Source organism: Loktanella salsilacus (assembly GCF_900114485.1).
GTDB classification, from domain to species: domain Bacteria; phylum Pseudomonadota; class Alphaproteobacteria; order Rhodobacterales; family Rhodobacteraceae; genus Loktanella; species Loktanella salsilacus.
In genome coordinates this window covers 175,211-200,713 of sequence record NZ_FOTF01000007.1, presented here as the reverse complement: position 1 = coordinate 200,713, position 25,503 = coordinate 175,211, and the positions used below count along the sequence as shown (strand labels likewise).

Below are 25,503 nucleotides of genomic sequence, written 5' to 3'. Positions count from 1 at the left end.
CTGCTCTTGCGAGGAATATTTAACTTCGCCGGCTGTTCAGTTTTACCGGTTCACCTATAAGAACCGCCGTCTGACATTAAGTAGACAAGCAAATTGATGTCATGACTGGATTGTCATTGACCTTACATCATGGTTGAGCGACAATTAATTTGAACAGTGGAAACCTTCGTTTCGCAACTTGCGAGTTGGAATTGAACCGCCATGTTAAGATCAATCCTTTTTGCTGGACTATTGTTTGCTACTACCTCTGCAGATTCACAGGAAATCGCGAGTAGTCTTCGACCATTTACAATCCCCTATCCTACCGACGGACTTGCCTTAGGACAGGGTTGGGACAGCATCTTGAGCCAAGGGGTGAATGCCCAGTGCCTAATTTTTGCGGAAGATCCAATAGAACGGTCTACGTTTGATTTAGACGTTAGAGAAGTTCACGATAGCTATGCATACCGACGAGCAAAAAGCATCTCAGTATCAGGCGGAGGTAGCGGGTTCGGGGTCAGCGTAAGCGCATCTTACGCAAGGTCCACAGACGTCGAGATCAATACTGACTTTCTAAATTACCTACTAACCTACAGAATGGATTTTGGCGGAACCCGTGTCGCCCCCCCTGCCCAGGTTTGGCAATTTCGTGAAAACGAGCAAAGGCAGGGCGGCTCAATTGTCGATTTCTCTCCACGTGCACAAGAAACATTAACGTCTGGAAGAGATAATATTAATGTGACGCTAAGTATTGAAAAATTCCGAGGGTTATGCGGTGACTATTTTGTCAGCGCAATTCATCGCGGAGCCCGCATTGATGTTCTTGCTACCTATGCCTCGGCAAATCGCACTGAGCAGGAAGCGGTGCGGGCCAGTGTCAGTACACGCGGCTGGGGCGCATCCATTTCTACAGAAACAGCTGATAACACCACCGAAGGATTCAACGCAACCAAATTTCGCTTTAAAGTAGATCAAGAAGGTGGGGCGAGCCCCGTAGTTGTTACCAAATTTGAAGACGTAGCATCCGCCATTGAACCTCTTGACGTGATGCTAAATCCTGTCGCTTACGGCGTTACCCTAACACCTTATTCTGCCTTGCCGGGTTGGGTAAAACTCAAGAACAATGGAGCCGGAGAACGTCTCGCGCAATATTCGCCGCAATCACTCGCCGATGTCGACCTAATGTATAGCACATATTTGGATCTATTTCGCCTTCTTGACAGAATTGAGCAAAGCTATCGCCGCAGCGATTTAGCTTTATATGGATTAGTCGAAGCACTTCCCGCAGGTTTAAAAGAATATCCTGAATCCGTGACGTGCGTATCGCGAGACATGTCTTGTTCTGAATTGTGTGAATACCGAGGGAATATCTCGCACACGTTCCCATCCCATTCAGTCGCGACACCAAACGGGTGCGCATGTAGTGATTTCCGGCCGGAATGTTGCCCCTTGGGGCTCATAGAGGTGACGACTCCGTCCACCTGTTCACCACAGGCATAACGGATTTAAGGGTTTTGTTTTTTGAGGCGGTCTGTTTGGCTATGTAGGTCTGAGCTGGCGGTAATGGCGTTCAAACACCGCAAACCCACTGTCGCTCTGCCCCAGGCCCAGTATCCAGCGCCCAGCATGCTTGATCATGCGGGCGGCCTTGAACATCATCTCCTGCATCACCGTCTTAATGCGTCTGCGCTTGGCAACATGACGGACAGGCGCGTTAGGCTCATTGAGCGTGTTTTGTCCAATTATGCGCAGCAAGTTCATCGCCACCGCAGCCAATTGGCACACCAGGTAGTTGGTATCAAACTTGCCAGAGGGCAGACGTTCCAGATCCATGTCGGTCTTGAACTCCGAGTGAAACTGCTCATGCGTGGCATGCTCGCAGTACAGCGCAATGATGTCAGCCGGGTCGAGGCGCGCTGGCAATGTGGTGGTCCAGCCCTCCAGCATATATGCGGGCAACAGCAAAGGGTTGCCATGCTTATCAAGGGTCCTTTCGGTCAAACGGTAGACCCGGCGTGCCGGGTTGGTCTGATTGCCGACCTTGACCAAATCCAGATGCTCTTGCCAGACGCACTCACGTTTGCCGGTGCGATGCATCACCCATTGTGTCCCGGTGTCAGCTTTCCTTGCGGCAGCAATCGTCTCCACTGGTGCTCTGCGCGGGTTCCACTTGATGATGAAGGCAATCTCGCGCGACATCGTTTTGGCTTGCGTGCTTATTTCCTGCATCAGCTTCAAGGAGCAAAAGCCGGAGTCTGCGCGCACCAGTAAAGGCGTCGATACAAGACTTGCCGCCATCGGCAAGGCGCGCTCAAAGTTGTATTCGCTCTCGGATGCCGAATGCTGCACACCCGGACGCAGGGCCAACTCCAGACAATAGCCCAGGCTGCCCAGATACACAGCAAACGGGCAGTAGCCGTCCACGCCCGCGTAGGTGCGCCCCACCAGCTCTTTCTTGGTCGCGCTGTTGTCCATCGCGAAGGTATCAAGATCAACTGGGGTATAGCCACAAGCCAAAGCGCCAAAATCTATAGGCTTGCCGTTGACGGTGCTCGAGAGCAGCTTTTGGTTCAATTCAGCTGCCAGATCGAACCAGGACGCCGCATGGGTGTCCAGGCGTTGGCGTAAAGTCGGGCTCGAAGGCACGCTGTCCAAACCCAAGGCGCGCATAAAGAAGGCGTTGCTGCGAAAATTCTCCACGGCGTCAAAATCGTTCTTACCCAAACACAGCAGGCCCACGTAACTTTTGATGATGGCGCTGTTGGCAATACCAGAACGAACCGGAAACGCCGGATCGATCAGAGCGTTGATCTTGATGCGCTTGAGATGCTTGCCGATCAAAGCCAGTCCGGCGTGGGAACTGAGGTCGTAGGGCAGTTTCTTAATAACAAAGTCGGTCATCTTGAGCTCACCTGCGAGGTTAATCACAGATGAAGGCTAAGTGCTTTACTCGAATAGGTAAATCACGGAATGACGACTGCAAGCTCACGGATTCAGGAATATAATTAAAATTCATTGGAGATATTCGGTGGGATCGAACGAGTATCTCACAATAAAGCAATTGTTCAGCGATATCTTTTTGTCATGGAGCGCGTATTCGACCATTGCTACAGGACGCGAGAATGTGGACAAGTCCAGGCAGTAAGTGCCGTCGCTGAGGACTTGCGAAAGATACTTAAAGAGCTGGAGAGTGCAGGAGATGCTGGACCATCCAACTCTTCCACCGGAGGCGGCGGCGTCCCGTCTGGATTGGAAACCAACTCTGTTGGAGCTAATGCAACCTCTCGGTCAGACCCTATTAACGAAGATGCTGCGATGAAGGTTCAGGAAGTGCAGGATCTGGTCAAGGCAGTTGATGATATCGAGTTACATGTCGGCGGTCTCTCTGGAGAGGCTGCAACTGATGACATCGTCGACGGCAATAATGCAATCTTCTCAGAAGATTTTTTCCTCAACTTCTATCGTATCGTTGCGCAAACGCCTTTACCCGCTGACAGCTTTAACCCGAAAAATATTTCGATTACGAAATTGAATGAAATTGAGAATGCGCAAGAAAGACAAGTCACGATGCTGGCACTTGTTCAAGAACTTGTTTTCTATGACCGACTTGATACATGGAATCGCAGATTTTGTGAAAGCGGATTTTCATCTCGGATGTGTCGCCAAGATGCAGAGTTGATTGCCATAGCGCAAAATTCTGGATATGTTATAAGTCCGGATGATGTGTCGATTAAAGCGGTTCCTGTAGAACCTGTCACACCACCGCCGTCACCGCCAAAAAAGATTCCAACGGTTAGGCTGCAAAATGACTGCGGGAGAAACAATACTATTAGAGAAGAAATAATTTGTCTCAGTTTCCCAAGATAAGATGCGAAATTCTTTAAAAATTATTTGTGTAACTTTTGTAAGCGTTTTTGCATTTGGTCCTGCGGATGCCGCTGGCTGCCTAAACGCGAAATGGATTGCGCAAGCCAAATCTGGTCAATATGATCCGGTTGGATTGTCAAAGTGGTTTAGTGCTCCAGCACTCAGTCCATACCCGAAAGCGGATCGAAGTGACTTGCGCTTTGAAAATTTCTCTCTGGCACGGCGGGGAAGCTATGCCGTTGTTTCCCGACCTGATATCGATAAGACAGTTCTTGAGGGTGGTCGGCGCATGTTGCCAAACCCGACGATCGTGCCCGTAGACGCAAAAATCGCAGGGCAGCTGCAGCGATGGCTTATATCTCGAGAATCTGAAGTTTCAGATAATAATGCTCGGGTCGCGGTTTTTGCCTTCGGCGCATCTGCGATTTTGACTTACGCGACAGCTGGCCTACCCTTTTTGGTCTCCTTAGGATCAGGTGGTCTGGTCAGCGTGACATCGAGTGTCATGACAGCCAATCCTAATGATTGGCTCACGATAGGCGGCATGCGCGCGCTCATCCATGAAGGGGGTCGGCTTGAACGGACGTATTTCCTTCAAGTGCCTAGTGGCGATGCCGAAGGGGCGGTCTATTCTGGCCGTCTATATGAATATGTCGATACCCCTATCGGAGAGGGAAAACGCATCATTTTGTGGGAAGTGCAGGGGCCGGTCTGCGTTGTTCCAATCATTTCCGATATTCCCTAGGGGGACAAGATCACCTCACCACCGGCAAATCGCTCAGCCTTGTCGTGTAGCGCGGGCTGCGGTGATCCGCGCGCAGCTGCCAGGATCGCGACAGTCCCTCGCTCGCCAAGACCATCGTCTTCTTGCCGAACCGCTCGTTGACCTCGTCCAAGGCCTGCATCAGCTCTGGCGATCCCTCCCGAGAGGCGTCGAATAAGGTCAGCGGCCGTTGCTCAAAGGGCAGCAGATCATCGAGCATGACGCCGGCCTTAGTGAACCCGTAGGATGCCGCACCAATCTTCGGCCATGCGGCCAACGCGCAGCGCTTCGCCGCCCCGACAAGTTCGAACGTGTCCGACGACATCGGCGTCAGCCGGGTCGACCTTGAGCCCGCATACTGCGGTCGATCTTGACGGTGGCGGTTCGTATGAAAGAACACCGTCAGCGTCCCCGCTACCAGTCCATGCTGCCGCAGCTTCTCTGCGGCACGTGTCGCATGGGCAGTGATCGCCTGAAACAGCGTATCGAAGTCCTTCATCGGCGTGCCGGAGGACCGGGTGACCGCCATGCCCTTGCGCTGCGGCTCCACATCGTCGAAGGCGATGCAGGGCTCTCCCTGTAGCTCCAGCACGGTCCGTTCCAGCACGACGGTGCCGAGGGCGCGGGCCTGCCGCAGCGGCATGTCCCGCAGTTCGGCCGCCGTGCCGATGCCGATCCCCTGCAATTTGGCTTGCGTCTTGTGGCCGATCCCCCAGATGTCACCGACCGGCACCAGCGGTAGCAGCCAGTTGGCCAGCGCCAAATCCATCATGTCCAGCACACCCGCAAAAATGGGGTTCTTCTTCGCGATGTCATTGGCACACTTCGCCAAGGTCTTCGTCGGCGCGATACCGACACGCACCGGCACACCCACCCGACGCAGCACATCACGCCGGAGCGCCTTGGCATGGGCGGTGCGATCCTTAAACCCGGTGAAGTCCAGAAAGCACTCGTCGATCGAGTAGATTTCGACCGTGGGCGTGTAATCCTCATAGACCTCCACAACCCGCCGGCTGATGTCACCGTAGAGTGTGTAGTTTGACGAGAAGACGCGGATACCATGCGCCTCAACCTTGTCACGGATCAGGTGCAGCGGCTCCCCCATCTTAATGCCCAGAGCCTTAGCTTCATCGCTGCGCGCCACGGCACAGCCGTCGTTGTTCGACAGCACGATGACGGGCACGTTCTTCAGCGTCGGATCAAAGATCCGCTCGGCGCTGACATAGAAGTTCGCGCTATCGCTAATCGCGATGGGCCGGGTCACGCCAGATCATACCGCCGCACGACGCCGGCAATGACACCCCAGATCTCACTGTCCTCGGTGAGCTCGATGTCCGGATAGGACTCGCGGCTGTTGGCCGGTGCCAAGTAGAATCTGCCATCTCGCTTGCGCAGGATCTTCGCCGTTACGGCCCCCTCGACCACCGCGAGGACAGCCCGTCCCAGCCGCCGCTTGCCTGCACGATCGACAGCAATGATATCACCGTCACGAATGCCGACATCCCAGAGGCAATCCCCCTCTACGCGCCACCAGAAGGTCGATTCGGGGTGCCGCACAACCCAAGCGATGGGATCAATCTCGTCTTCGAGATCATCACCTGCGGGAGACGGAAACCCTGCACTAACACGCATGGCAGGCATGCCAATGATGTGCCGGTCTGCCAATATGGGGGCTTCGATGGGATGAAGGGGCATCCACGACTCCTGTGTTGTTCTTGTTATGTTCCATCTCTATCTGATACCAGTGTGTCGCCTGTCAAGCAGCGCTCGTGAGACGGTCACGGATTTCCAAGCGCCCGCATCTTGCGACGTGTCGCATTGTCCGACACGCACCAAAGCCTATAATGACCATTCCCAGTCCGGAGCTCTCGATGACACAGCATTCACGCGGTCAGGCACGCGGCATCGAGCGGCTCTATCTGGATTTCGACAGCTTCTTCGCGTCGGCCGAGCAGCATTTCAATCCGGACCTGCGCGGCCGTCCCGTCGGTGTCGTGCCACTGGATGCGCTGCACACCGGCTGCATCGCGGTCAGCCGCCAGGCCAAGGCGCGGGGCGTCAAATCGAGTGCGACAATCCGACAGGCGCGCGAGATCGTCTCGGACATGGTCTTTGTCGTGGCACGACACGACGTCTACGTGCGCCTGCACAAGCGCATCCTCGACGTCATCGAAACCGTCGTGCCCGTCGCCCACGTGAGATCAATCGACGAAGTCGTCTGCAACCTGCTGCCTTCGGAAGGCGAACGCGCTGAAGGTCTTACCCAGCAACTGAAGACCGCACTCTCCACCGCGTTCAGTGACGTGCTGACCTGCTCGATCGGGATGGCACCGACCGAACTTCTGGCCAAGATCGCAGCTGAATTGCATAAGCCGGACGGGTTCAAGCTTATCAAAGCCAAGGATCTGCCGCAGGCTCTGTCCGGCATAGACCTTGGTGATCTCCCAGGCATCTCAAAGGGCATGCGCGTGCGCCTTGAGGCAGCCCAGGTTCATGACTTTGCAGGTCTCTGGGCGCTGGCCCCCAAACAAGCGCGGGCGATCTGGGGCAGCGTCGAGGGAGAGCGGTTCTGGAACGGGCTACATGGCTACCACACCGAACGCCCGGCCACCAAAAAGAGCATGTTCGGTCACAGCCGCATATTGCCACGGGACTGGCGCAATCCTGAGAAGGTGAAGATCTGTGCGCGGCTGCTGACTGAAAGCGCCGGCCGCCGTGTCCGCCGCGCCGACGTTCGCGCGACAAAGCTGACGCTGAGCTTTAAAGGCGGCGGAGCCCGGGATTCATCTGGCCGGCGATCGGACGACAAACACTGGAGTTGGGAAGGATCATTCGCACCGGCCCGCGACGACCACACTTTCATGACAGCTCTCGGCGCGGGACTTGCAGAGGCAGAGCTCAGGCTGCCCTTTCAGCCACGATCGGTGAGCGTGATGATCCACGGCCTGATCGGCACCACCGAGGTCATGGGCGACCTGCTCGCGGCATCACCCGGCGTATTAGGTGGCGCATCTGAGACGGCAGACCGCGCCAAGTGGGAGAAAGTCAGCGATCTGATGGACGGGCTGCGTGCAAAGCTTGGACCGCAGGCGCTGTCGCTGGGACCACAGACAGAGGTCCCCGGTGGCTATGTCGGCGCCAAGATCGCCTTTGGCCGGATTCCGGACGAGGAGGACTTCAGTGGGCCGCCAGTCGCTGATGAAGACACCCATTTCGTCACGTTTTGAACCAATGTCAAAGAACTTAGGATTCGGACATGCCGACCCTTCCCATCGAGAAAGTCCAAGACTACCCGCGGCCGCCCCGGCTCGAAGATGTCTCGCAGCAGCTGCGATTGATCGGGAAACCGCGACAAAACCACAGCGCATCCCGTCCCTCGGCACACCGTATTTTCTATCAAAGTCAACATCGGCACCGCGTCGATCAGTTTGCCGATCTTCTACAGCACAGCACCCTTCGCATTGCCGCGCAACACACCCGTGCAGCCGATCCCGCCGCACGAAGTTGGCCGCGCAGCTCGCACATGAACCTGACACGCTCGGATAGACCGCTGTTGCAGTGCGGCCACGACAGTTCGCCCGCACCTCTGACGGATTGAACATCGCAGCTGTCACGCCAAGCGGCGCCAGCGATCGTTAAGGTGTCACTCTGCAGCATGCGCGTGAACGGCGCGACAACGAACTTGAAGGCTGTCGGGATGCGGCTCGCATGGCGTTTACCCGAAAACCGACAGCGCCTCGTTTACTCGTCGACAATATAGAAAAAGTCGCTTCTCACGTCTTTTTTTCAGTTCAACGGCTCTTTTCCAGTCGAGTTAAGCAGTCAACGATCTAATTTGACATCAGACACTTTTCGCGTCAAATCTGCGAAGATTGACGGAATGGAGCTGAGCTATGCAAGACGAACCGTTCGACATCGATTCTATTTCCGCGGCTGAGTGGAAAACGATGATCGAAAAGATGGAATCTGACGAAGAGCTCTTGAAGCACATCAGTTTCAAGCTCACGCAACTGACGAAGCGATCAGGCCTCACACAAGCAGAGATCGCTCGCAGGGCCGGCCTCCAAAGAGACGCATACGGCCGCTACATGCTCGGCAAGACAATGCCACCGCCGCACAAGCTGGCCGCAATAGCCCGCGTTTTCGGCGTCGATGTGACTGAGCTCGACCCGGTCCGCGACTACAAGACAGTGGAAAACGATGAAGAGGTCGAAGCGCCGCAGGCGTTCAGGATAACGCCATCTCCGAAAAGCTCAGAAATGGTCCGCCTGCAGCTTGATGTCGATCTTCCGCTCGACGTAGCAGCGCAAGTCATGGGCTTGGTAAATCCGCATAGGGATTAAGAAAACATGTCAAAATCGAAGCCCTACCTCGTGCCGCACACGAGATCGACCCGGCTTTACATCAGAGACGGCGACAAACTTGTGAGCACACGTGAGACCGATCGCGGTCGCGCAACGGCCGTCCTGCATAGATATATTTCCGACAAGCAGGCGGCAGTCGCGGCAAAAGTCGGCGTCAGGCTGTCCGATGTGCTCGACGTCTACGAACAAGAGCGTCGCACTCTCAACGCGAATACATACGAGCACAAGTGGCGGTATCTCATTGCGCGGCTTCGGAAGCGCGACGGCCGGCGGCATCTGGAAGAGATCACACCGGACTGGGCTAAAGAGTTTGTGCGTGAACGGCTGCAAGAAGTGCAGGAGCCGACAATCCGCCAGGACCTATCGTCGTTGACCGCGGCTTGGGCGCTGGCGCTGCGGCGCGGTGTGACGTCGCTTCCGGTTCCCCCGTTCGACCTGCCGTCTGCATCTGAGCCGCGCGAAGACTTCCTGATGCGCGATGAAGCTGAAAGGCTGGTTGCCGCAGCGAGTAAGCCGCACGTCCGTCTCTTTGTCCGCCTCGCTCTCGCGACTGCGGGACGGCACAAAGCACTTCTCGAGCTGCGTTGGTCGCAAGTCGATCTCGAGAATGGACTCGTCGATCTACGTCGCAGAGCTGAGCCAATCCCGCGCAAGCACCGCGCCGGCGCAAAAGCACCGGTGCCGCGGCAGAAGGCACGGGGGCATGTGCCGATCGCAGGCACGATCATCGACGAACTGCGGATCTCCCGTGAGCGAGCCGTGACAGACTTCGTGATTGAATATCGTGGCAAGCCGCTGAGCAGCATCAAAAACGGGTTCAGCAAAGCGGTCATTGACGCGGGGCTAAACCCTGATTTTATTACGCCGCACGCACTGCGACACACTGCGGCGACGTGGGCGATGCAAGCGGGCGTGGACCCTCATAAAGTCGCGGGGATGTTGGGGCACAAAGATACGAAGATGGTGATGCAGGTCTACGGGCATCACCATCCGCTTTTCATGCACGGCATCTCAGACGCGCTGCGGCTCGACTGATCACGCCGCGATTGCAACCCGGCGAGCGGTGCGGCTGAGCTGTATCGCATCGACCGGCGGTTCAGCGTAGTGCAGCTCGCAGCGACACTGCGCGTCTCAGCGCCCAGCCACCGGTCTTTTGGGGCCGTTCTTGAAGTCCAACTGGCGCAACATTTGGACACGCTGATGCTGTCGACTTTCGCAAACCTGCGCCTGATCCTCGCCCCAGGTGCCGTCGGAGCGGCGGTGTCTGGCATGTTTTATGTGTAAACGTCCGGCGTTGCTGCTCTACCGCGCATAGAGAGTGTTCGATAGTGTCCAACATGGATAGCGGGCACTCTGGGGCAGTCGATGGCACGGCGGACCAAGCGACTTTGGACGGACGAAGAGAAGCGGTCGATCTGCTTGCAGACGACGGCTCCCGGCGTTTCGGTGGCACAGGTCGCATGGCGTTACGCCGTGAATGCGAATGTTGTTTTCAAATGGCTGCGAAATCCCCGTTATGCACCGGAGATCGCATTCGCTGTGGACGGTAGTGCAACATGGGATGTTTTTTTCTGCCGGTAGAGATTGTCGATCGCACCCGCGAGGATGATGCAGGTTGGGCCATAGTTCCTGTGCCTGCCGTCGGCATCATCGAGATCGACATTGCGGGTCCAAGGTTTTATCTATTTGTCGTTTGTCACCGACACATCCACTGATCGCATCATCGGGAGACTACATCTGCAATGGGCGCTCGAACTACGTCCACGCGATCCCGGACAAGGTTGAAATTTTGAGCCTGATTTTCCCCGACCTCGCGCTTTACTGGTACGGCGAGACTGTCGCCTTCGCCAGGTACAAGGGTATTATATGAAGGCCGCGCGCTTTCCTTCCTAAAAGGACCTCTCCGGTTTCGGCTTCGCCGCCAGCGACGTCAACGAAGCCCTCGTTCGGCAACTCCATCGGTGCGAGTTCATGGACGCAGCTGAGAACGTCGTGCTGATTGGCGCCCCGGCACCGGGAAAAGCCATGTCGCTCGGGATCGAATGGACTGAGGAATAGGACTGTGCCCCGATCGTCAGGGCGCGCTCGCAGGCCGCCTCCAGCGCGTCAGGCCCGTATGGCTGCGCCAGGCGCATGATGCCGAGGCACGAACAGGAGCCCTGCTCGGGATGTGCCTCGACAAGATGAGTGACGCCACCGACCGGATGGAACAGCAGCGTCTCCAGATCAACGTCCGTCATTTCCATAGCAAGAGGCCAAGTGAGTGCCGCCAGTTTAATCCGCTTGAGATATTCGCTGGCCATGCACTTCTGTTTCTTCTTCCAGTCTTCCCATCCCGCGCGGCAGCGCCCGCGGCATCACCGATGCCGCGCGCTGAACTCTCCTGCACTCACCCTGATCAAGCGAAACTTCTTGGACCCGGCTCGACATACCGTGATCCCGCAGAAAGCCGCATCGAAACGCTGGCCTGCTGGCGCGAATGTCACGCCGCACTCGAGGTTACATAGCGTCGAGCAGCAGCAGGCAGCTGATCGGCACTGCGACATACCATGTGAGCAGAAGCCACTCGCCGCCGCCGGCGATTGCAATCCACGCTACAAGTGCGAAGAAAAAGCTGCACATCAGCACGAAAATATGCGCGATAGCACCAGCGAAGATCCAGATCTGGATCAGAATCCCGTCACCGCCGCTCATCATCTCGCCCGCGGCGAAGGATGTCCATGCAACGGCGGCGGCAGAAGCGAAAAGCGCGATCGTCATCATCAGTTCGTCAAGCGACAGTGCGCTGTGCTCGGTGTTGATCAGAAAGACGGGCTGCATCATCGCGCAGATCGCAAACGCGGTGACTGCAAGCGGATAGAGCCAAGCCAGCATTTTCTCGGACATTTCGGCACCCTTACATAAAGAATTTCGCGTTCATCATACGATTTTCGCAGGATCACGCAAGGGTGTGCACGAGATTGCAGTTTAACGGCGCTTTTCGTGCCCATCGAGCAACTTGCGAGGCCTGCCCTATCCTCCGTGATTTTCGCATGCTACAAATATGAGTCAATACAGGACTTAATTTTCTGTATCTGTTACATGACACAATTCGCTTTAATAAGACGAACTTTATGGGTTACACTTTTGGTAAGGGTGAGGTCGAGAGTTCAATCCTCTCTCACAGCACCATCTGAACCCCTTGATAACAAAAAAGACCCTTACGCTACAGGCGCATTGTCCCTTTTCGGGGTTACAAAACGCTGCATGATAGCGGGCAGATTTCGATACTTTACGGAACGTGATGGCCGGTTCTTTTGAACGACTCGTCACCCCTGGGATTTGAAGCCTTACCTCGATAATAGAACCGAACTGCACGCACCATTGGGCGGCGACCGCTTCAGGCCGTATCCCCTGACGGTTCAGCAGATCGCGTTGCACAGCTATTAGGATCGACGGATGCAGCAACAGCTTAGGCAGAAGAATGAGGAAAGCAGGCCCGAGGCTTATCACGGCTGGACGTGTCACCGCTGCCTTCATTCAATTCGCATTAAGCGACGTAATTTGTTACAGAAAACCTAGCGCGGATCAGTTAAAAAAAGCGGCGCCCAGTTCGGGTGCCGCTTCCATGTCGTGTCAGTCAAAGTCGAAGATTAGAAGCGGATGTTCAATCCAACCTGCACTTGCTGACTGTCATATTCGCTACCAAAGGACCCGCGGTAGCCGCCTTGGAATGCGACCTTTCTGGATGCGTTCGACGACAGGACACTTTCAAAGCCAAAGCTGACATTTACCATGTCGTCATCCATACCCGCGACGGTAAAGGATCGACCCGGCAAGCCGACAAAGCCGCTTTGCACCACCATGTCATCGCCGGATGCCTTGGTGTATTCCAAGCTTCCCGTCATGCGGCTGTCGGTCGCCGTGTTTGGCATTTGGTATTCACCGCGCACACCCACCGAAGCAAGGAGCGTATCAGCTGATTGCTCTGCGACGTCCAAATTCCAAAGGCCAGCACCGGTTTCCGTGAATGCATCGACTGAACCGCTATAGTATTCCAGCGACGCGATTGGACCTAGTTTGAACGCGCCCATGTCCTTCATATAGTCAAGCTTCAGCGCGGCGAAAGTTTGCGAGCCGTCTGTGCTGCCAGTTGCCGTTTGGCCCATCACATACCGCGACGAGTCATAGGTAAGGTTCTGATAGCCGACCAACGCCTGAACCAGACCGCCCTGACCAAACTTTGCACGGGTAAATGCCGTCAGTGAAAAGCCGTCGGTGTCGATTTCGCCAAGTCCTTGGTAAGCGTCAGCAGAGCCAGATGCCGCCCCGACAGCAAGACCCACTGAAGCATGGGCACCCTTGATGTGTTTCTCGATACCGGCCGTGACCGATACGAGGCCAATGTCGTAGCCGACCGATCCTATCGTTGGCGAAAACGAGGATTGCGATCCGCCCACGGCGGCAAAGCCATAAAGGCCGTCGTGCATCGACCACGAATTCGCGTTGCCCTTGCTGGAAATGGCGTCAACCTCGCCGCTATGGTGGCCCCATGGCATGGATGAGGTGATCGTCGAAACCTGATTGCGTGCCGCTTCTAGCCCAAGGCTGGAAAAGGCTGGCGCATAGCTAAAGCCGACGCTGTTCAGGGCTGTTGCCCGCTCGCTTTGGGGCAATGCCATAATATCCGCGATGGCCGCCTGATATTCTGCTGCGTTGCCAAGGTCCCAGTAGGGCAGATTTGCCGCCGCATCAAAGTAGCCGGCCAGTTGGAACTGATAGTCGTCCTGTGCGCCCGACACGATGGGCGCGAAGACCGGAACGATGCGCAGGGTGACTTCGCCACCATCCACTGTGCCGACCGTCATTGTGTAGTTCAGGTTGGCGTTGCGCAGGTCTTCGACCTCGGCGACTTCGAACAGCCCGTTCGCTTCGGCAAGGGCGACGATTTCGCTCGGCACAAGTTGCCCGTCGACATATCCCAATGCCGCGACATCGACACCAAGTGTGGATGCAAGTTCGGCTAGCCGTGCGTCGATATCGGCATCGGTGCCCAACGTGCCATAGGTCCACCCACCGCCGGCGATGTTATTCCATGCGACTAGGGCCGCCTCGTCTGCAGGATCGTTGTTGTCATCCCAGAACAGGCCGTCCGGGGTCATTGTGTTGTCGATGAAGCCAGTGCCGAAATTCGCCACGTAGTCTTCGTTGCTCAGTGCGCCAAATGTCAGGACGTCGTCGGATGCCGTCAAGGCGAGCGATGCGCGGCCGTCAGAAAAGAAACCGACTTCGCCTTCTTGCCCGCCTGCGCCGAACAAGCCGTCAGGCAGTCTGGCACCGAGGCCAATGTCTGCTGCATCAAGGTTGAAAAGAACGGCGTTCGACGGGTCAAGCTGACCCATGGGGTTTCCGTCAGCATCCAGCAATTCCAAAGAGAAACCGGTCATACGCGCACCGGTAAAGTTCGAGACTTTGCCAAATGTGAAGTAATCGACAGACGGGTGATCCGCGCTGGCGGTTGTGCGCAGCGTGATGTCAAATGGATTGCGGCCGGTCAACTGCGTCTTGATACGCTTGCCGCTACCGCCTTCGGAATCGCAATAAATGTCTGGGTTGTTCGCCATCAGGCAGTTCGGCACAGCACCGCGCGAGTCTAGCGTGGAAAAGTCAGTGACGACAGTTTCGAACGGATCAACGTAGGTAAAACCGCCCGAACCGTCAGGAATTCTGGTCTGGGTAAAGGTGACAGCTTTAAGGCCCGGTTCCAACACGCCCTCTGCTGGATCGGAAAAGATCAGACCATCGCCAGATGTGCCGATCAGGGGATTCGTATCGAATGTATCCGCCCATGACGCGCTACACGTCAGCGCCAATATCGCAGCAGGTGCGACTGTGCCCAGCTTGTAGTTTATAACTTTCATTTGTTTCCCCTTCAGTGCTCCCAAACGCGCAAGACCGCACGGGCCTGTGATCGCGCAAAATTCACAAATATGAATTTGTATTAACGGTATGGTTTCCTGAAAGAACCGGATTTGATCTGGATCAAGATCCGCAATAGGCGTGTTAAAAATGTATCACCCCACCCCCGAATGACGCAGGCAGTTGCTTTACGGCTATTCAACCGCACAGAAATGCCCGGCAGCCGCAGGTTTCACTAGTTTTCACAGACAGTTAGGGACTGCTTGCGGACAATTTTGCTAAATTAACCCGCTGACGCGCAAGATAGGCGCGCGGTCTGACAGCTGTTGGCGGAACCCAGAAATCTGATCTTGCGCCCGCGCCTGCCCCGCTCGGAAAGCGCGCAGCGTATCCTTTGTCTTGGGCGAGCGACGACCGTATGACATCCGATTCGAGCGTACAGAGGGCCCCTGATCAAGTATTCAGCCGAACCGCGGCTCTCGAACTTCATCCACCCACCGAAGCTGTGTCGGGCTTGCCGCTTGGCCGCCCGCACAAGCTGATGCGCAAAGCGTGCGCGGTGTTGACGGATCAGGTGGCGCTCACCCGCGGCCGCCTGCAGTCCGCCAAGATCAGAACTTGTCGACGGGGATTTTCAGATACGCGGCCCCGTCATCCTCTGCTGCGGGCAGTTGCCCGGCGCGCAGGTTGATCTGCAAGGCGGCCAGCATGCGCTGCGGCAGCGACAGCGTCGCGTCCCGGTCCATGCGGGTTTTGATATAGGCGGCCTTTTCGGTGCCGTCGCTGACATGGATATTGTGCGCCTTGTGGTCCGCCACGCTCGCTTCCCATTCTGGCGCGTCCCGCCCGGTCGCCCCGTAATCGTGACCGACGAACAGCCGGGTGTCGTCCGGCAGCGCGAGGATTGCTTGCAACGATTCCCACAGATCGGTGGCACTGCCGCCGGGGAAATCGGCACGCGCCGTGCCGCTGTCCGGCTGCATAAAGGTATCATGAACAAAGGCCGCATTGCCGCACACATAGGTGATCGACCCAAGCGTATGCCCCGGCGACAGCATCACCCGCACCGTCAGATCGCCTAGGGCAAAACTGTCCCCGTCGGCGAACAGATCATCGAAATCCGCATCAGGATCAAAGGCGTCCGGCGTGTTGTAGATATCGCGCCAAAGCTTTGCGATATCGCGCACCTTTTCGCCGATGGCATTCGGCGCGCCAGTGCGGGCCTTTAACAAAGTGGAGGCCATGACGTGATCGGCGTGCGGGTGGGTGTCGAGCACACGGTCAACGACAAGTCCGTTGTCGCGCACAAGGTCCAGCACCTGATCGATACTTTCGGTGCTTGTGGCGAAACTGGCAGGGTCAAAGTTCCAGACCACATCGATCAGCGCCGCCTTTTTCGTCGCTGGATCGGCGCAAATATATTGGATCGACCCCGTGCCCGGTTCGTAAATGCCCCAGACATCTGGGCTGCCCGCCCCGGTCGAGGCCGAGTGTCGCACGATAGGTTGTTTCAGCTTGCTCACTTCAGTCATCTATCTTGTCCTTCGCAGCTTGAAAAATCTGAATACGCCCAGAACACGACCCTTAACGTAGGCCTGATCCCTGATCCGGCAAAACCTGATGCGGTTTCTGCGAACCTTTGGCGTTACCCAATCATCTTATCTTGCACCTGGCGCGCAGCAGGGCTTTGCGGCCGCGCGCAACTTACAAGTCGCGGATGACCTACCTTACACTCAACCGCCCAGTTGGGTGCGCATTGCTTGATAAACGACAGCCGTCGCCACGTTTGCTAGGTTCAGCGATCGGACAAGGGGATTGCGCATCGGCAGGCTAAAGACACGGTCGTCCATGTCATTCAGGATTGTAGCCGGAAGCCCGGCAGATTCACAACCAAAGACAAGATAGGCATCAGGTTGATACACCGGATCAAAGACGCTTTGCGCACCGTGTTCCTCGAAGAAATACAGGCCATCCCGCGGTGGTTTGCGTGCGTCCAGAAAGCTTTGCCAGCTCTCATATTCACTTAGGTGAACATGCTTCCAATAATCCGTTCCCGCGCGGCGTACTGATTTTTCATCCAATGAAAATCCGTAAGGCTTGATCAAGATCAGCTCTAGGTCCAGCGCGACGCAGGTCCGTCCAATTGCACCTGTGTTGAACGGAATTTCGGGCGTGACCAAAACCACTTTCATGCTCGGATTAGACATAGGGGATAGGCTCTCTGGGTCATGGGCGCGCAGTCACATCGCATTTCAAGCGTACCTAGTCGGTTACAGCTGTTTGTAACAGCACCAACCGCGCGCCTTTGCCCTGCCCCAAACGGCCCCAATCGACGTTTTTGCAAATATGAAACGTTTCATATTGACATATCCGCCGCCGCTATGGTCAGTTCCCCCCTATCGCATCGCACCAGATTAGGGGCGGCGCGGTATATATCCTTGGGAGGGAACCAATGACTTTTACAAAAATCGCAGCCTCGGCTGCGGCCGCTATCGCTTTGCTTGCTGCACCCGTAATGGCGCAGGACAAACCCGTCGTGGGACTGGTGATGAAATCGCTGGCCAACGAGTTTTTCCAGAACATGATGGAAGGCGCAGAGGCCCACGCAGCCCAGCGCGGCGATTATGAACTGCGCGCTGTCGGCATGCAAAACGAGACGGACTTTGAAAGCCAGATTAACGCGGTCGAGAATTTCATCACGCAAGGCGTCGATGCCATCGTCATCGCCCCTGCCGATTCCAAAGCTATGGTGCGCCCGATCAAAAAGGCGATCGCGGCCGGCATTACGGTCGTCAACTTTGACGTCGCCTTGGACGCGGACGCCAAGGCGCAGCAAGGGTTGGAACTGGCCTTTGTCGGCCCCGACAACCGCGGCGGCGCAAAGATGGCGGGCGATGCCCTTGCCGAAGCTTTGGGTGCTGGCGGGAAAGTTGTCATTATCGAAGGCAACCCCAGCGCAGACAACGCGACGCAGCGCCGTTTAGGCTTTGAAGACGCCGTGGCAGAGCATAGCCTTGACCTGCTGGACAGCCGCACTGCGCATTGGGAAACCGAAGAGGCGAACCAAGTCTTCTCGACCATGCTGACCGCGCACCCTGACCTGCAGGGCGTCATGGCCGCCAACGATTCCATGGCGATCGGTGTCGTCAAGGCGCTGGAAAACGCAGGCCGCAGCGACATCATCGTTGTGGGCTTTGACGCGATCCCCGCCGTGCTGCCCATGATCGAAGACGGACGCATGCTGGCGTCGGTTGACCAGTTCGGCCAGCAAATGGCGGCGAATGCCATCGATCTTGCGCTGGAGGTCGTCGCTGGCGGACCAGAGCTGGAAGGCTGGGTCACGACCCCTATCGAGCTTGTCACCAAGTAAGCGGTCCGGCGCGCCCGGCCGCCGGGCGCGCCCCTTTTCTATACCCCCAAAAGAAGTGGTCGTTTTGATGTGTTCAGCTGTGCCTGATCCCAACCCTGTCGCCGCGCCGGATGACATCCTGACCGTCACGGGTCTAAAAAAGCACTTTGGCGGCGTGCGTGCGCTGGATGGTGCCAGCTTTTCCCTGCGACGCGGCGAAATCCACGCGCTTGTGGGCGAAAACGGTGCCGGCAAATCGACGCTGATCAAGATCCTGTCCGGGGTATTTCCCCATGACGCGGGTCAGATCACGCTGAACGGCGCGCCCTATCGCCCCGCCAGCCCCCATGATGCCAAGGCCAGCGGATTGCAGGTCGTGCATCAAGAATTCAACCTGCTGCAACACCTGAGCGTGGCCGAGAACATCTCGATCGAGGCAATGCCGCGCAACCGGTTCGGCCTGTTGAACCGGCCAGAGATGAACCGCCGCGCCCGCGTTGCGCTGGACGCCATCGGGCTAAGCGACGTTGACGTGCGCGCCCCTGTCAGCAGCCTTGGCATCGCGCATCGTCAGTTGGTGGAAATCGCCCGCGCCCTGCAATCGGACAGTGCGATCCTGATCCTGGACGAGCCGACGGCTACGTTAACCGAACGTGAAACCACCCGCCTGTTCGACATCGTCACCGGCATCCGCGACCGGGGCGTCACCGTCGTTTTTGTCACGCACTACCTTGATGAAGTCTTTGCCATTTGTGACCGCGTCACCGTGTTTCGCAGCGGCGAGACGATCATCACCGAGAACATCCCCGACACCACGCCGCAAAACATCGTGCGCAACATGGTCGGCCGAGAGTTGGAGGCCCAGATGGGCGCCGCCACCGCCGCCCGCATCCCCGGCGATGTTGCGCTGTCGCTCAAAGGTCTGCGCGTCGCCTCTGACCCAAACCCTGCGGGCGTCAGCCTTGATCTGCACTACGGCGAAATCCTTGGCATCGCGGGCCTTGTCGGCGCGGGCCGGACGGAATTGCTACGCGGTATCGTAGCCGCAGATCCGGTGCTGTCGGGCACGCTGGAATGCAACGGCAGCGCAGTGCATTTCAAAGACCCGCGCGACGCCATCGCTGCCAGCATCGCCTTCGTCACCGAGGATCGCAAGGACGAGGGCCTGATCCTTGATATGCCCATCGCCGCAAATATCGCGCTGGCCAGCATGAAGGACATATCGCGAGGCGGGCTGCTGCGCTTTGCCCGCGAACAGCAAATTGCAGAGGAAGGCGGCGCGCGGCTGCGGCTGAAATGCGGCTCTGTGCGCGATCCCGCCTCTAGCCTGTCGGGCGGCAACCAGCAAAAGGTCGTCTTGGCCAAGTGGCTGGCCCGCAATCCCCGCATCCTGATTCTGGACGAGCCGACCCGCGGGATCGACGTCGGTGCCAAAGCCGAAATCTATGCCATCTTGCGCGATCTGGCCGCCCAAGGCGTCGCCCTGTTGATCGTATCGTCGGAACTGCCGGAACTGACCAACCTGTCCGACCGGATCATGGTCATGGCCAACCACCGCATCATGGGCACAGTCCACCGCCCCGATTTCACCGAAGAGGGCATCCTCAATCTGGCTTACGGCCAGAGTGACACCTCCCCCATCGCAGACTTGCAAATTGAAGGAGCCCGCTGATGGCATCCCCCACCACCGCAACCCCAAAGCTGGCGGCCCTTCGGTCCCTGATCAACAACGCCGGCATTGGTCTGGCGCTACTGTTTCTGATCGTCATCTTTTCGTTTTCGTCAGAATACTTTCTGACCGCGAATAACATCACCAACATCCTGACGCAGATCACGATCAATCTTATCCTTGCCGTCGGCATGACCTTCGTCATCCTGATCGGCGGCATCGATTTGTCGGTCGGGTCGGTCATGGCCTTCGCCGCCGTCGTCGCAGGCAAGGCGATCACCCTGCCCGGCTTTGGCGACACAGAACTGATCCTGCTGGCCTGTGTTGCGGGTCTTGGCGTCGGCATGATCTGCGGATTACTCAACGGCGTGATCAGCGCCTATTGGGGCCTGCCGTCGTTTATCATTACGCTGGGCATGTTGAATATCGCGCGCGGCGCCGGGCTTCAGGTGTCGAACGCCGAAACCATCTATGCCTTCCCCCTCGCGTTCGAGGAATTCGGCTCCATGCTGATCGGCGGCGTGCCCGTGGTGTTCATCGTGGCGCTGGTGATGACGCTGATCGCGTGGTTTGTGCTGAACCGCACTGTGTTTGGCCGCCTGCTGTACGGGATCGGCAATAACGAAGAAGCTGTCCGCCTCGCCGGGCATCCCGTGTTTTGGTACAAGGTCATCGCCTTTTCGATCAGCGGTCTGGCCGCCGGTTTCGCCGCGATCATCTATATGGCGCGCCTGAACATCGCGAGCCCGATTGCCGGCATTGGGTTCGAGCTAAACGCTATCGCAGCCGTGATCATCGGCGGCACCAGCCTTGCAGGCGGGCGCGGTTCGGTGATCGGCACGTTGCTGGGGGCCTTTATTATCGGCGTGCTGGCCAATGGTTTGATCCTGATGGGGCTCAGCGATTTTCTGCGCCAGATGATCACCGGCGTCGTCATCATCGTCGCCGTCATCCTTGACCACTACCGTGCAAAGTATAGCGCATCATGAAACGCACGGCCCTTCTGAACCGCCACCTCAGCGCACTGATTGCGACCCTTGGGCATGGCGACTGCATCGTCGTGGCGGACGCAGGCTTGCCTGTGCCGCCGGGGGTGCCGGTCATTGATCTGGCTGTCACAGCGGGCGTGCCGTGCTTTGATCAGGTCTTGCAGGCGATCCGCGCAGAACTGGTGATCGAAGGCATCGTCTGGGCGCAAGAAGCCTCTGCCGACCTGACCCGCGATCTGACTGCGGCTTGTGATGGCTGGGCTGCCGATCAAGGCCGACCTATCGCCCGCAGCACGCTGACGCATGAGGCGTTCAAGGAAAGCACAGCCAGCGCCCGCGCCTTCATCCGCACTGGCGAGGTCACCCCCTACGCCAATGTCATCCTGATCAGCGGAGTTGCGTTTTGAGCGTTCTTGTCGTCGGCAGTATTAATATGGACATGACCCTTTACCTGCCGCGCTGGCCCGCAGTGGGTGAAACCATCCGCGCGCACGAAACGCTAGTGCAATTGGGCGGCAAAGGCGCAAACCAAGCCATCGCCGCAGCCCGGCTGGGGGCCCGTGTCACCATGATCGGCGCACTTGGCCGCGACGGCTTTGGCAGCCGCGCCAGTGCAGAGCTGATCGCGCAAGGTGTCGCGCTTTATGCCGATAGCTTGGACGATACGCCCACTGGCATCGCCAGCATCGACGTGGGGCCGGATGGTCAGAACATCATCCGCCTGTCCCCCGGTGCAAATGACGCCGTGACCGCGCAGACTGTGACCCGCAAGGCAGATGTCTTTGCAGGCGTATCTGTGTTGCTACTGCAAAACGAAATTCCCTTGGACGGCTCAAGCGCCGCTGCGCATCTGGCGCGGGCGGCGGGAGCGTTGGTGGTCATGGACCCCGCCCCTGCCCCAGACACACCTTGGGGCCCGGATATCCTAAGCCAATTCGACATCGTCACCCCCAACCTCGCCGAGGCGCGCCTGCTGTCCGGCCTTAGCGATGACATCCCGCCCGCACAGGTCGCAGCAAAGCTTGCCCGGCATTGCGGGCGCGGTGCGATTGTGACGATGGGGGGCGACGGTGTGGTCTGGTGCATTGACGGCCAATCCGGTGCGGCCCCGGCCTGCAAGGTTGATGCCATTGATACGGTCGCCGCTGGCGATTGCTTTAACGGTGCGCTTGCCACTGCGCTGGCGCAAGGCGCACTCGTTGCGGATGCTGTGACTTACGCCCTGCATGCCGCAGCCCTTGCCACCACCCGGCGCGGCGCGGCCGCGTCCCTGCCCGCACACAGCGAGGTGACAACTTTCATCTCCAGCCGTGCGTCCGGTGCCAAGCAGTGCTAAACCGTTGATACCAGCGGTATCACGGAGCGGAACATGGCCACGATCAAGGACGTCGCAGCCACGGCAGGCGTATCCGTCGGGACCGTATCCAAGGTCCTAAGCGGCGATCCCACGGTCAAACCCGCCCTGCAAACCCGCGTGCGCGACGCGGTCACGCAGCTGGGTTATCGCCCTAATCTGGCCGCCCGCGCCCTGCGCACGAATATGGTCAATGTGATCGGACTGGTCGTGCCCGACATTTCCAACCCCTATTTCGCCCAGCTTGCCAAAGCGATCGAGACAGAGGCCGCGGTGCGCGATCATATGGTCATGCTGGCCAATTCCCACGATGACAAACCGACAGAGCATCGGCAGATCATGGCCCTGCTGGATCGCACCCCGCGCGGCATCATCGTCTGCGCCGTGTCGGACGAGGTGTCAGACCGCTACGTCACCGACACAGCCATCGTGTCCGTGGACCGCCGCCTGTCCGATTACAGCCTGATTTCGACCGATCACGCCGAAGGGTCGGCGCAGATTGCGGATCATCTGTTCGGGCTGGGCCATCGCCGCATCGCCTATATCGCGGGACCGCAGGACACGTTTGTCGGCCGCGCCCGTCTGGCCGGCTTTCAGTCCCGCATAGACGCCCTGCGCCAGCGTGACCCTGCCGTTGAACTGACAATCCACAACGGCCATTTCGGCTATCAATCCGGCGAGGATATCGCCCGCACAATCTTTGCCGCCCCTGCCGCCCAGCGCGTCACGGCCATCGCAGCCGCGAACGATCAGCTTGCCATCGGGGTGCTGCGCTGTGCGCGCGATTTACAGATCGAAGTGCCCGCGCAGGTGTCTGTCACAGGGTTCGACGACATCGACCTTGCGTCGCTAGTGGTGCCGCGCCTGACGTCGTTTCAACAGCCGATGGACCAACTGGCCAAGCGGTCCATCGCTGCGATATTTGACTGCAAAGCCGGATCAGCCGACGTGCTGCTGCAAGGCACGCTGATGGTGCGCAGCTCCAGCGGCGCTGCGCAAATTTAGGCCCGCCGCGCTTACCGCTTTTTAAGAAACGCAGCCGCCTGCAAGATGGCATCGGTCAGCCCGGCAAAGAAACCGGGATCTGTCACATCCACCAATCCGGCGGGGCGATCCGCGCCCTCAGCCTCAGCCTCAACCTCTGACAACGCCGCGTCCGGCGCAGGCCGCAGCACGACCAAAGGCGACGGGTCTTTCACAAGCGCGCGGTAGCTGTCGCCCTTGCCATGTTTCAGCACGTTCACTGCCAGATAATACTGGTAAATCCGGTCCGCCAAATCAGCCTTGCCGCTTTCAATCAGCAATGCCTGCAGCTTGCGCGAAAACGGTCCGCGTTTGAAATGGTGCTGCATCCGCGCTTCAAAGGCGGTGTAGATATCAATCGCTTCCAGTTCTAGCGCGACGGTCGCAGCGCGCAGCGCCTCGGCCTGATCGCCGGTGACATCAGCGCCGCCCGCCGTGCGCAAAATTTCACCAATCGTATCCTGCGCCGCCTGCGCATTCGCGCGCGATACGGCAACCAGTTCGACAACGTTCTTGGACGAGGCCATCATTCACCCTCCATAGGTTACAGCAGCCATAAGCGATCTGGCCGCGAATGTGAGGGGCAGAAATGCGCACGCGCCTGCGAAAGTGTTCTGCCCCATCTTAATCCAGTCCTGTTCGCGTCTGGTCAGCCTGCCTTGCAGCCGTTATGGTCCGCCGAAAGGCCAAACAGGACGCATAGACCATGGCAAAGATGCAAGCGGGCCAGCAGCCCTTCAACATCATGATCGTGGGCCAAGGCGGGCGCCTGCAGTACGAGGCCTTGGTCTTTGTCGCGTCGCTGCGCGAGATGTCACCGCAGTTTTCAGGCGGGGTTTTCGTCGTCGAACCCCAGCCCGGCCCGCTGTGGGATCACGACCCGCGCATGAGCCAAGACATCCGCGACGCGCTGCTTGAGATGGGCGCGCAGGTCGTGCCCTTTGACAGCCATGTTTTTGGCAGCAGCTATCCTTATGGCAACAAGATTGAAGGTCTGGCTGCCCTGCCTGCGGGCGAGCCGTTCATGTTCTTTGACACCGACACCCTGATCACCGGAGAGCTGTCGGAGCTGCCCCTAGATTTCAACCGCCCCGCCGCGTCCATGCGCCGCGAAGGCACTTGGCCCCAAGAAGAGCTGTATTGGCCGGGCTACACCGCGGTTTGGAAGTCGCTTTACGACCGCTTCGGGCTGGATTTCGCATCCAGCCTCGATCTGTCGCACCCGGATGATTACTGGCAGCGGTATCTGTATTTCAACGCCGGTTGGTTCTTTGGCGCGGACCCGGCGGCCTTTGGCCAGCGGTTTTTGGACTACGCCAAAACCGTGCGCGACGACGCGCCAGAGGAACTGGTGATCCAATCGCTTCACCCATGGCTGGACCAGATCGTCCTGCCGCTGGTGATCCACAGCTTTGGTGGCGGCCGACCAGGGCCAGAGCTAGACGGGCTCGACGGCGATGTGACCTGCCACTACCGCATTCTGCCGCTGTTCTATGCCCGCGAAAGCGACCGCGCCGTGCAGGTGATGGAGGCCGTCACCGCCCCCAATAAGATCAAGAAACTGCTGAAGGGGTATGATGCCTACAAGCGGATGATCTATCAGGGCCGTGGCCAAAAAGTGCGCGCGATGTTCGACCGCAATGATTTGCCAAAGCGCGAACAACAGATCCGCAATCAGATCAAAGCCAAGGGATTTTGGATCCGCTAGGAATTGTGCGAAAACAGAGGGTTCCGATTTTTCGGCGAAAAATCGGATCTTGGGGCGCTGCCCCAAACCCCGAGGTATTTTTGACCAGAAGAAGGGGGGCGCGGCGCTATTTGGCGAAGATATCCGAGTCGGGTGCAAGGCCTTTAACTTCGATGGGATTACCCGAGGGGTCGCGGAAGAACATTGTCCATTGCTCGCCCGGCTCGCCCTTAAAGCGGACAGAGGGGGCGAGAATGAAATCGGTCTGGCGCTCTTCTAGCCGGCCTGCGAGCTTGTTCCATTCGTCCAGCGGCAGGATGATGCCAAAGTGCGGCATTGGGACCATGTGACCGCCGACCTTGCCCGTTGCGGCATTGGCGAAAGGCGCGCCCAGATGCAGCGATAATTGGTGACCGTAGAAATCGAAATCGACCCAAGTGTCCGTCGAGCGCCCCTCAACCGCGCCAAGCGCGCCGGTATAGAAGTCCCGTGCTTCGTCCAGATCGCTGACATGATAGGCAAAATGGAACGGGTAAGGCATTGGCGGCTCCTTGGTCGTTG

23 protein-coding genes and 1 pseudogene are annotated in these 25,503 nt (G+C 57.9%); 15 read left to right on the top strand and 9 right to left on the bottom strand.

Annotation, left to right across the window (positions count from 1 at the left end):
• Positions 1-201 precede the first annotated feature (201 nt).
• A complete protein-coding gene (locus tag BM131_RS19950) occupies positions 202-1,479 on the top strand; it encodes a hypothetical protein (RefSeq protein ID WP_139222604.1) in 1,278 nt (425 codons plus the stop codon).
• A 39-nt stretch (positions 1,480-1,518) separates the two neighbouring features.
• Here BM131_RS19950 and BM131_RS08435 read toward each other — a convergent pair whose 3' ends face one another.
• Positions 1,519-2,880 carry an IS1380 family transposase gene (locus BM131_RS08435; RefSeq protein WP_090188256.1) on the bottom strand — a complete coding sequence of 454 codons (1,362 nt, stop codon included), beginning with the start codon at positions 2,878-2,880 and terminating at the stop codon, positions 1,519-1,521.
• Between the two features lie 261 nt (positions 2,881-3,141).
• On the opposite strand from BM131_RS08435, the gene BM131_RS19945 reads away from it, so the two are divergent.
• Both BM131_RS19945 and BM131_RS19940 read left to right on the top strand, forming a co-directional pair.
• A complete protein-coding gene (locus BM131_RS19945) occupies positions 3,142-3,846 on the top strand; it encodes a hypothetical protein (RefSeq protein ID WP_175499233.1) in 705 nt (234 codons plus the stop codon).
• Position 3,847: 1 nt separating this feature from the next.
• Entirely contained in the window at positions 3,848-4,591 is a 744-nt protein-coding gene (locus tag BM131_RS19940) for a hypothetical protein (RefSeq protein WP_139222602.1), read from the top strand.
• Positions 4,592-4,601: 10 nt separating this feature from the next.
• Here the strand turns inward: BM131_RS19940 and BM131_RS08425 are convergent, their stop codons facing one another.
• Together BM131_RS08425 and BM131_RS08420 are read right to left on the bottom strand one after the other, a co-directional pair.
• On the bottom strand, positions 4,602-5,873 hold the full coding sequence (locus tag BM131_RS08425) for a Y-family DNA polymerase (RefSeq protein ID WP_090188251.1): 1,272 nt from the start codon (positions 5,871-5,873) through the stop codon (positions 4,602-4,604).
• The gene (locus tag BM131_RS08420; protein ID WP_090188248.1) at positions 5,870-6,304 is read right to left on the bottom strand and encodes a LexA family protein; all 435 of its coding nucleotides are present in this window, start codon (positions 6,302-6,304) and stop codon (positions 5,870-5,872) included. The genes BM131_RS08425 and BM131_RS08420 overlap by 4 nt, the downstream gene beginning before the upstream one ends.
• A gap of 176 nt (positions 6,305-6,480) precedes the next feature.
• Here BM131_RS08420 and BM131_RS08415 point away from each other — a divergent pair, with 176 nt between their 5' ends.
• The 5 genes and pseudogenes from BM131_RS08415 to BM131_RS20510 all read left to right on the top strand — a co-directional run.
• Positions 6,481-7,836: a Y-family DNA polymerase gene (locus BM131_RS08415; protein WP_090188245.1), complete on the top strand. Its 1,356-nt coding sequence runs from the start codon at positions 6,481-6,483 to the stop codon at positions 7,834-7,836.
• 666 nt (positions 7,837-8,502) lie between these two features.
• Complete coding sequence (locus BM131_RS08410) at positions 8,503-8,952, top strand: helix-turn-helix domain-containing protein (RefSeq protein WP_090188244.1); 450 nt, start codon at positions 8,503-8,505, stop codon at positions 8,950-8,952.
• Positions 8,953-8,958: 6 nt separating this feature from the next.
• Entirely contained in the window at positions 8,959-10,008 is a 1,050-nt protein-coding gene (locus BM131_RS08405; protein ID WP_090188242.1) for a tyrosine-type recombinase/integrase, read from the top strand.
• 330 nt (positions 10,009-10,338) lie between these two features.
• Positions 10,339-10,554, top strand: a complete 216-nt coding sequence (locus tag BM131_RS20515; RefSeq protein WP_245754184.1) for a transposase — start codon at positions 10,339-10,341, stop codon at positions 10,552-10,554.
• A gap of 294 nt (positions 10,555-10,848) precedes the next feature.
• Positions 10,849-11,006, top strand: a pseudogene (locus tag BM131_RS20510) (ATP-binding protein); the annotation flags it as partial.
• A gap of 466 nt (positions 11,007-11,472) precedes the next feature.
• Here the strand turns inward: BM131_RS20510 and BM131_RS08385 are convergent.
• The 4 genes from BM131_RS08385 to BM131_RS08370 form a co-directional block, all read right to left on the bottom strand.
• Complete coding sequence (locus BM131_RS08385; protein ID WP_090188238.1) at positions 11,473-11,859, bottom strand: hypothetical protein; 387 nt, start codon at positions 11,857-11,859, stop codon at positions 11,473-11,475.
• A 746-nt stretch (positions 11,860-12,605) separates the two neighbouring features.
• Positions 12,606-14,873, bottom strand: coding sequence for a choice-of-anchor F family protein (locus BM131_RS08380; RefSeq protein WP_090188235.1), 2,268 nt, complete (start codon positions 14,871-14,873; stop codon positions 12,606-12,608).
• A 609-nt stretch (positions 14,874-15,482) separates the two neighbouring features.
• A complete protein-coding gene (locus BM131_RS08375) occupies positions 15,483-16,403 on the bottom strand; it encodes an MBL fold metallo-hydrolase (RefSeq protein ID WP_090188233.1) in 921 nt (306 codons plus the stop codon).
• A gap of 201 nt (positions 16,404-16,604) precedes the next feature.
• Positions 16,605-17,078, bottom strand: a complete 474-nt coding sequence (locus BM131_RS08370; RefSeq protein ID WP_090188231.1) for a tRNA (cytidine(34)-2'-O)-methyltransferase — start codon at positions 17,076-17,078, stop codon at positions 16,605-16,607.
• 245 nt (positions 17,079-17,323) lie between these two features.
• Here BM131_RS08370 and BM131_RS08365 point away from each other — a divergent pair, with 245 nt between their 5' ends.
• The 6 genes from BM131_RS08365 to BM131_RS08340 all read left to right on the top strand — a co-directional run bounded on the left by BM131_RS08365 (position 17,324) and on the right by BM131_RS08340 (position 23,237).
• Positions 17,324-18,241: a sugar ABC transporter substrate-binding protein gene (locus BM131_RS08365; RefSeq protein WP_090188229.1), complete on the top strand. Its 918-nt coding sequence runs from the start codon at positions 17,324-17,326 to the stop codon at positions 18,239-18,241.
• Between the two features lie 79 nt (positions 18,242-18,320).
• Positions 18,321-19,892, top strand: coding sequence for a sugar ABC transporter ATP-binding protein (locus tag BM131_RS08360; protein WP_245754183.1), 1,572 nt, complete (start codon positions 18,321-18,323; stop codon positions 19,890-19,892).
• Positions 19,892-20,878, top strand: a complete 987-nt coding sequence (locus BM131_RS08355) for an ABC transporter permease (RefSeq protein WP_090188223.1) — start codon at positions 19,892-19,894, stop codon at positions 20,876-20,878. Before BM131_RS08360 ends, BM131_RS08355 begins: the two co-directional genes overlap by 1 nt.
• Entirely contained in the window at positions 20,875-21,285 is a 411-nt protein-coding gene (gene rbsD, locus BM131_RS08350; RefSeq protein WP_090188221.1) for a D-ribose pyranase, read from the top strand. The genes BM131_RS08355 and rbsD overlap by 4 nt, the downstream gene beginning before the upstream one ends.
• Positions 21,282-22,214, top strand: a complete 933-nt coding sequence (locus BM131_RS08345) for a ribokinase (protein ID WP_245754182.1) — start codon at positions 21,282-21,284, stop codon at positions 22,212-22,214. Before rbsD ends, BM131_RS08345 begins: the two co-directional genes overlap by 4 nt.
• 33 nt (positions 22,215-22,247) lie before the next feature.
• Entirely contained in the window at positions 22,248-23,237 is a 990-nt protein-coding gene (locus tag BM131_RS08340) for a LacI family DNA-binding transcriptional regulator (protein WP_090188218.1), read from the top strand.
• An 11-nt stretch (positions 23,238-23,248) separates the two neighbouring features.
• Here the strand turns inward: BM131_RS08340 and BM131_RS08335 are convergent, their stop codons facing one another.
• The gene (locus BM131_RS08335) at positions 23,249-23,785 is read right to left on the bottom strand and encodes a hypothetical protein (protein ID WP_245754181.1); all 537 of its coding nucleotides are present in this window, start codon (positions 23,783-23,785) and stop codon (positions 23,249-23,251) included.
• Positions 23,786-23,961: 176 nt separating this feature from the next.
• On the opposite strand from BM131_RS08335, the gene BM131_RS08330 reads away from it, so the two are divergent.
• Complete coding sequence (locus BM131_RS08330) at positions 23,962-24,963, top strand: hypothetical protein (RefSeq protein WP_175499229.1); 1,002 nt, start codon at positions 23,962-23,964, stop codon at positions 24,961-24,963.
• A gap of 106 nt (positions 24,964-25,069) precedes the next feature.
• Here BM131_RS08330 and BM131_RS08325 read toward each other — a convergent pair whose 3' ends face one another.
• Positions 25,070-25,483 (bottom strand): VOC family protein, encoded by a 414-nt coding sequence (locus BM131_RS08325; RefSeq protein ID WP_090188213.1) that lies wholly within the window; start codon positions 25,481-25,483, stop codon positions 25,070-25,072.
• Positions 25,484-25,503 lie beyond the last annotated feature (20 nt).

Coding starts and splice junctions, on each gene's coding strand:
- BM131_RS08370 (WP_090188231.1), bottom strand. CDS start 17,078: ATGTCTAATCCGAGCATGAAAGTGGTTTTGGTCACGCCCGAAATTCCG.
- BM131_RS08375 (WP_090188233.1), bottom strand. CDS start 16,403: ATGACTGAAGTGAGCAAGCTGAAACAACCTATCGTGCGACACTCGGCC.
- BM131_RS08330 (WP_175499229.1), top strand. CDS start 23,962: ATGGCAAAGATGCAAGCGGGCCAGCAGCCCTTCAACATCATGATCGTG.
- BM131_RS08410 (WP_090188244.1), top strand. CDS start 8,503: ATGCAAGACGAACCGTTCGACATCGATTCTATTTCCGCGGCTGAGTGG.
- BM131_RS08385 (WP_090188238.1), bottom strand. CDS start 11,859: ATGTCCGAGAAAATGCTGGCTTGGCTCTATCCGCTTGCAGTCACCGCG.
- BM131_RS08325 (WP_090188213.1), bottom strand. CDS start 25,483: ATGCCTTACCCGTTCCATTTTGCCTATCATGTCAGCGATCTGGACGAA.
- BM131_RS19940 (WP_139222602.1), top strand. CDS start 3,848: ATGCGAAATTCTTTAAAAATTATTTGTGTAACTTTTGTAAGCGTTTTT.
- BM131_RS08420 (WP_090188248.1), bottom strand. CDS start 6,304: ATGCCCCTTCATCCCATCGAAGCCCCCATATTGGCAGACCGGCACATC.
- BM131_RS20515 (WP_245754184.1), top strand. CDS start 10,339: ATGGCACGGCGGACCAAGCGACTTTGGACGGACGAAGAGAAGCGGTCG.
- BM131_RS08435 (WP_090188256.1), bottom strand. CDS start 2,880: ATGACCGACTTTGTTATTAAGAAACTGCCCTACGACCTCAGTTCCCAC.
- BM131_RS08405 (WP_090188242.1), top strand. CDS start 8,959: ATGTCAAAATCGAAGCCCTACCTCGTGCCGCACACGAGATCGACCCGG.
- BM131_RS08340 (WP_090188218.1), top strand. CDS start 22,248: ATGGCCACGATCAAGGACGTCGCAGCCACGGCAGGCGTATCCGTCGGG.
- BM131_RS19950 (WP_139222604.1), top strand. CDS start 202: ATGTTAAGATCAATCCTTTTTGCTGGACTATTGTTTGCTACTACCTCT.
- rbsD (WP_090188221.1), top strand. CDS start 20,875: ATGAAACGCACGGCCCTTCTGAACCGCCACCTCAGCGCACTGATTGCG.
- BM131_RS08335 (WP_245754181.1), bottom strand. CDS start 23,785: ATGATGGCCTCGTCCAAGAACGTTGTCGAACTGGTTGCCGTATCGCGC.
- BM131_RS08365 (WP_090188229.1), top strand. CDS start 17,324: ATGACTTTTACAAAAATCGCAGCCTCGGCTGCGGCCGCTATCGCTTTG.
- BM131_RS08355 (WP_090188223.1), top strand. CDS start 19,892: ATGGCATCCCCCACCACCGCAACCCCAAAGCTGGCGGCCCTTCGGTCC.
- BM131_RS08380 (WP_090188235.1), bottom strand. CDS start 14,873: ATGAAAGTTATAAACTACAAGCTGGGCACAGTCGCACCTGCTGCGATA.
- BM131_RS08415 (WP_090188245.1), top strand. CDS start 6,481: ATGACACAGCATTCACGCGGTCAGGCACGCGGCATCGAGCGGCTCTAT.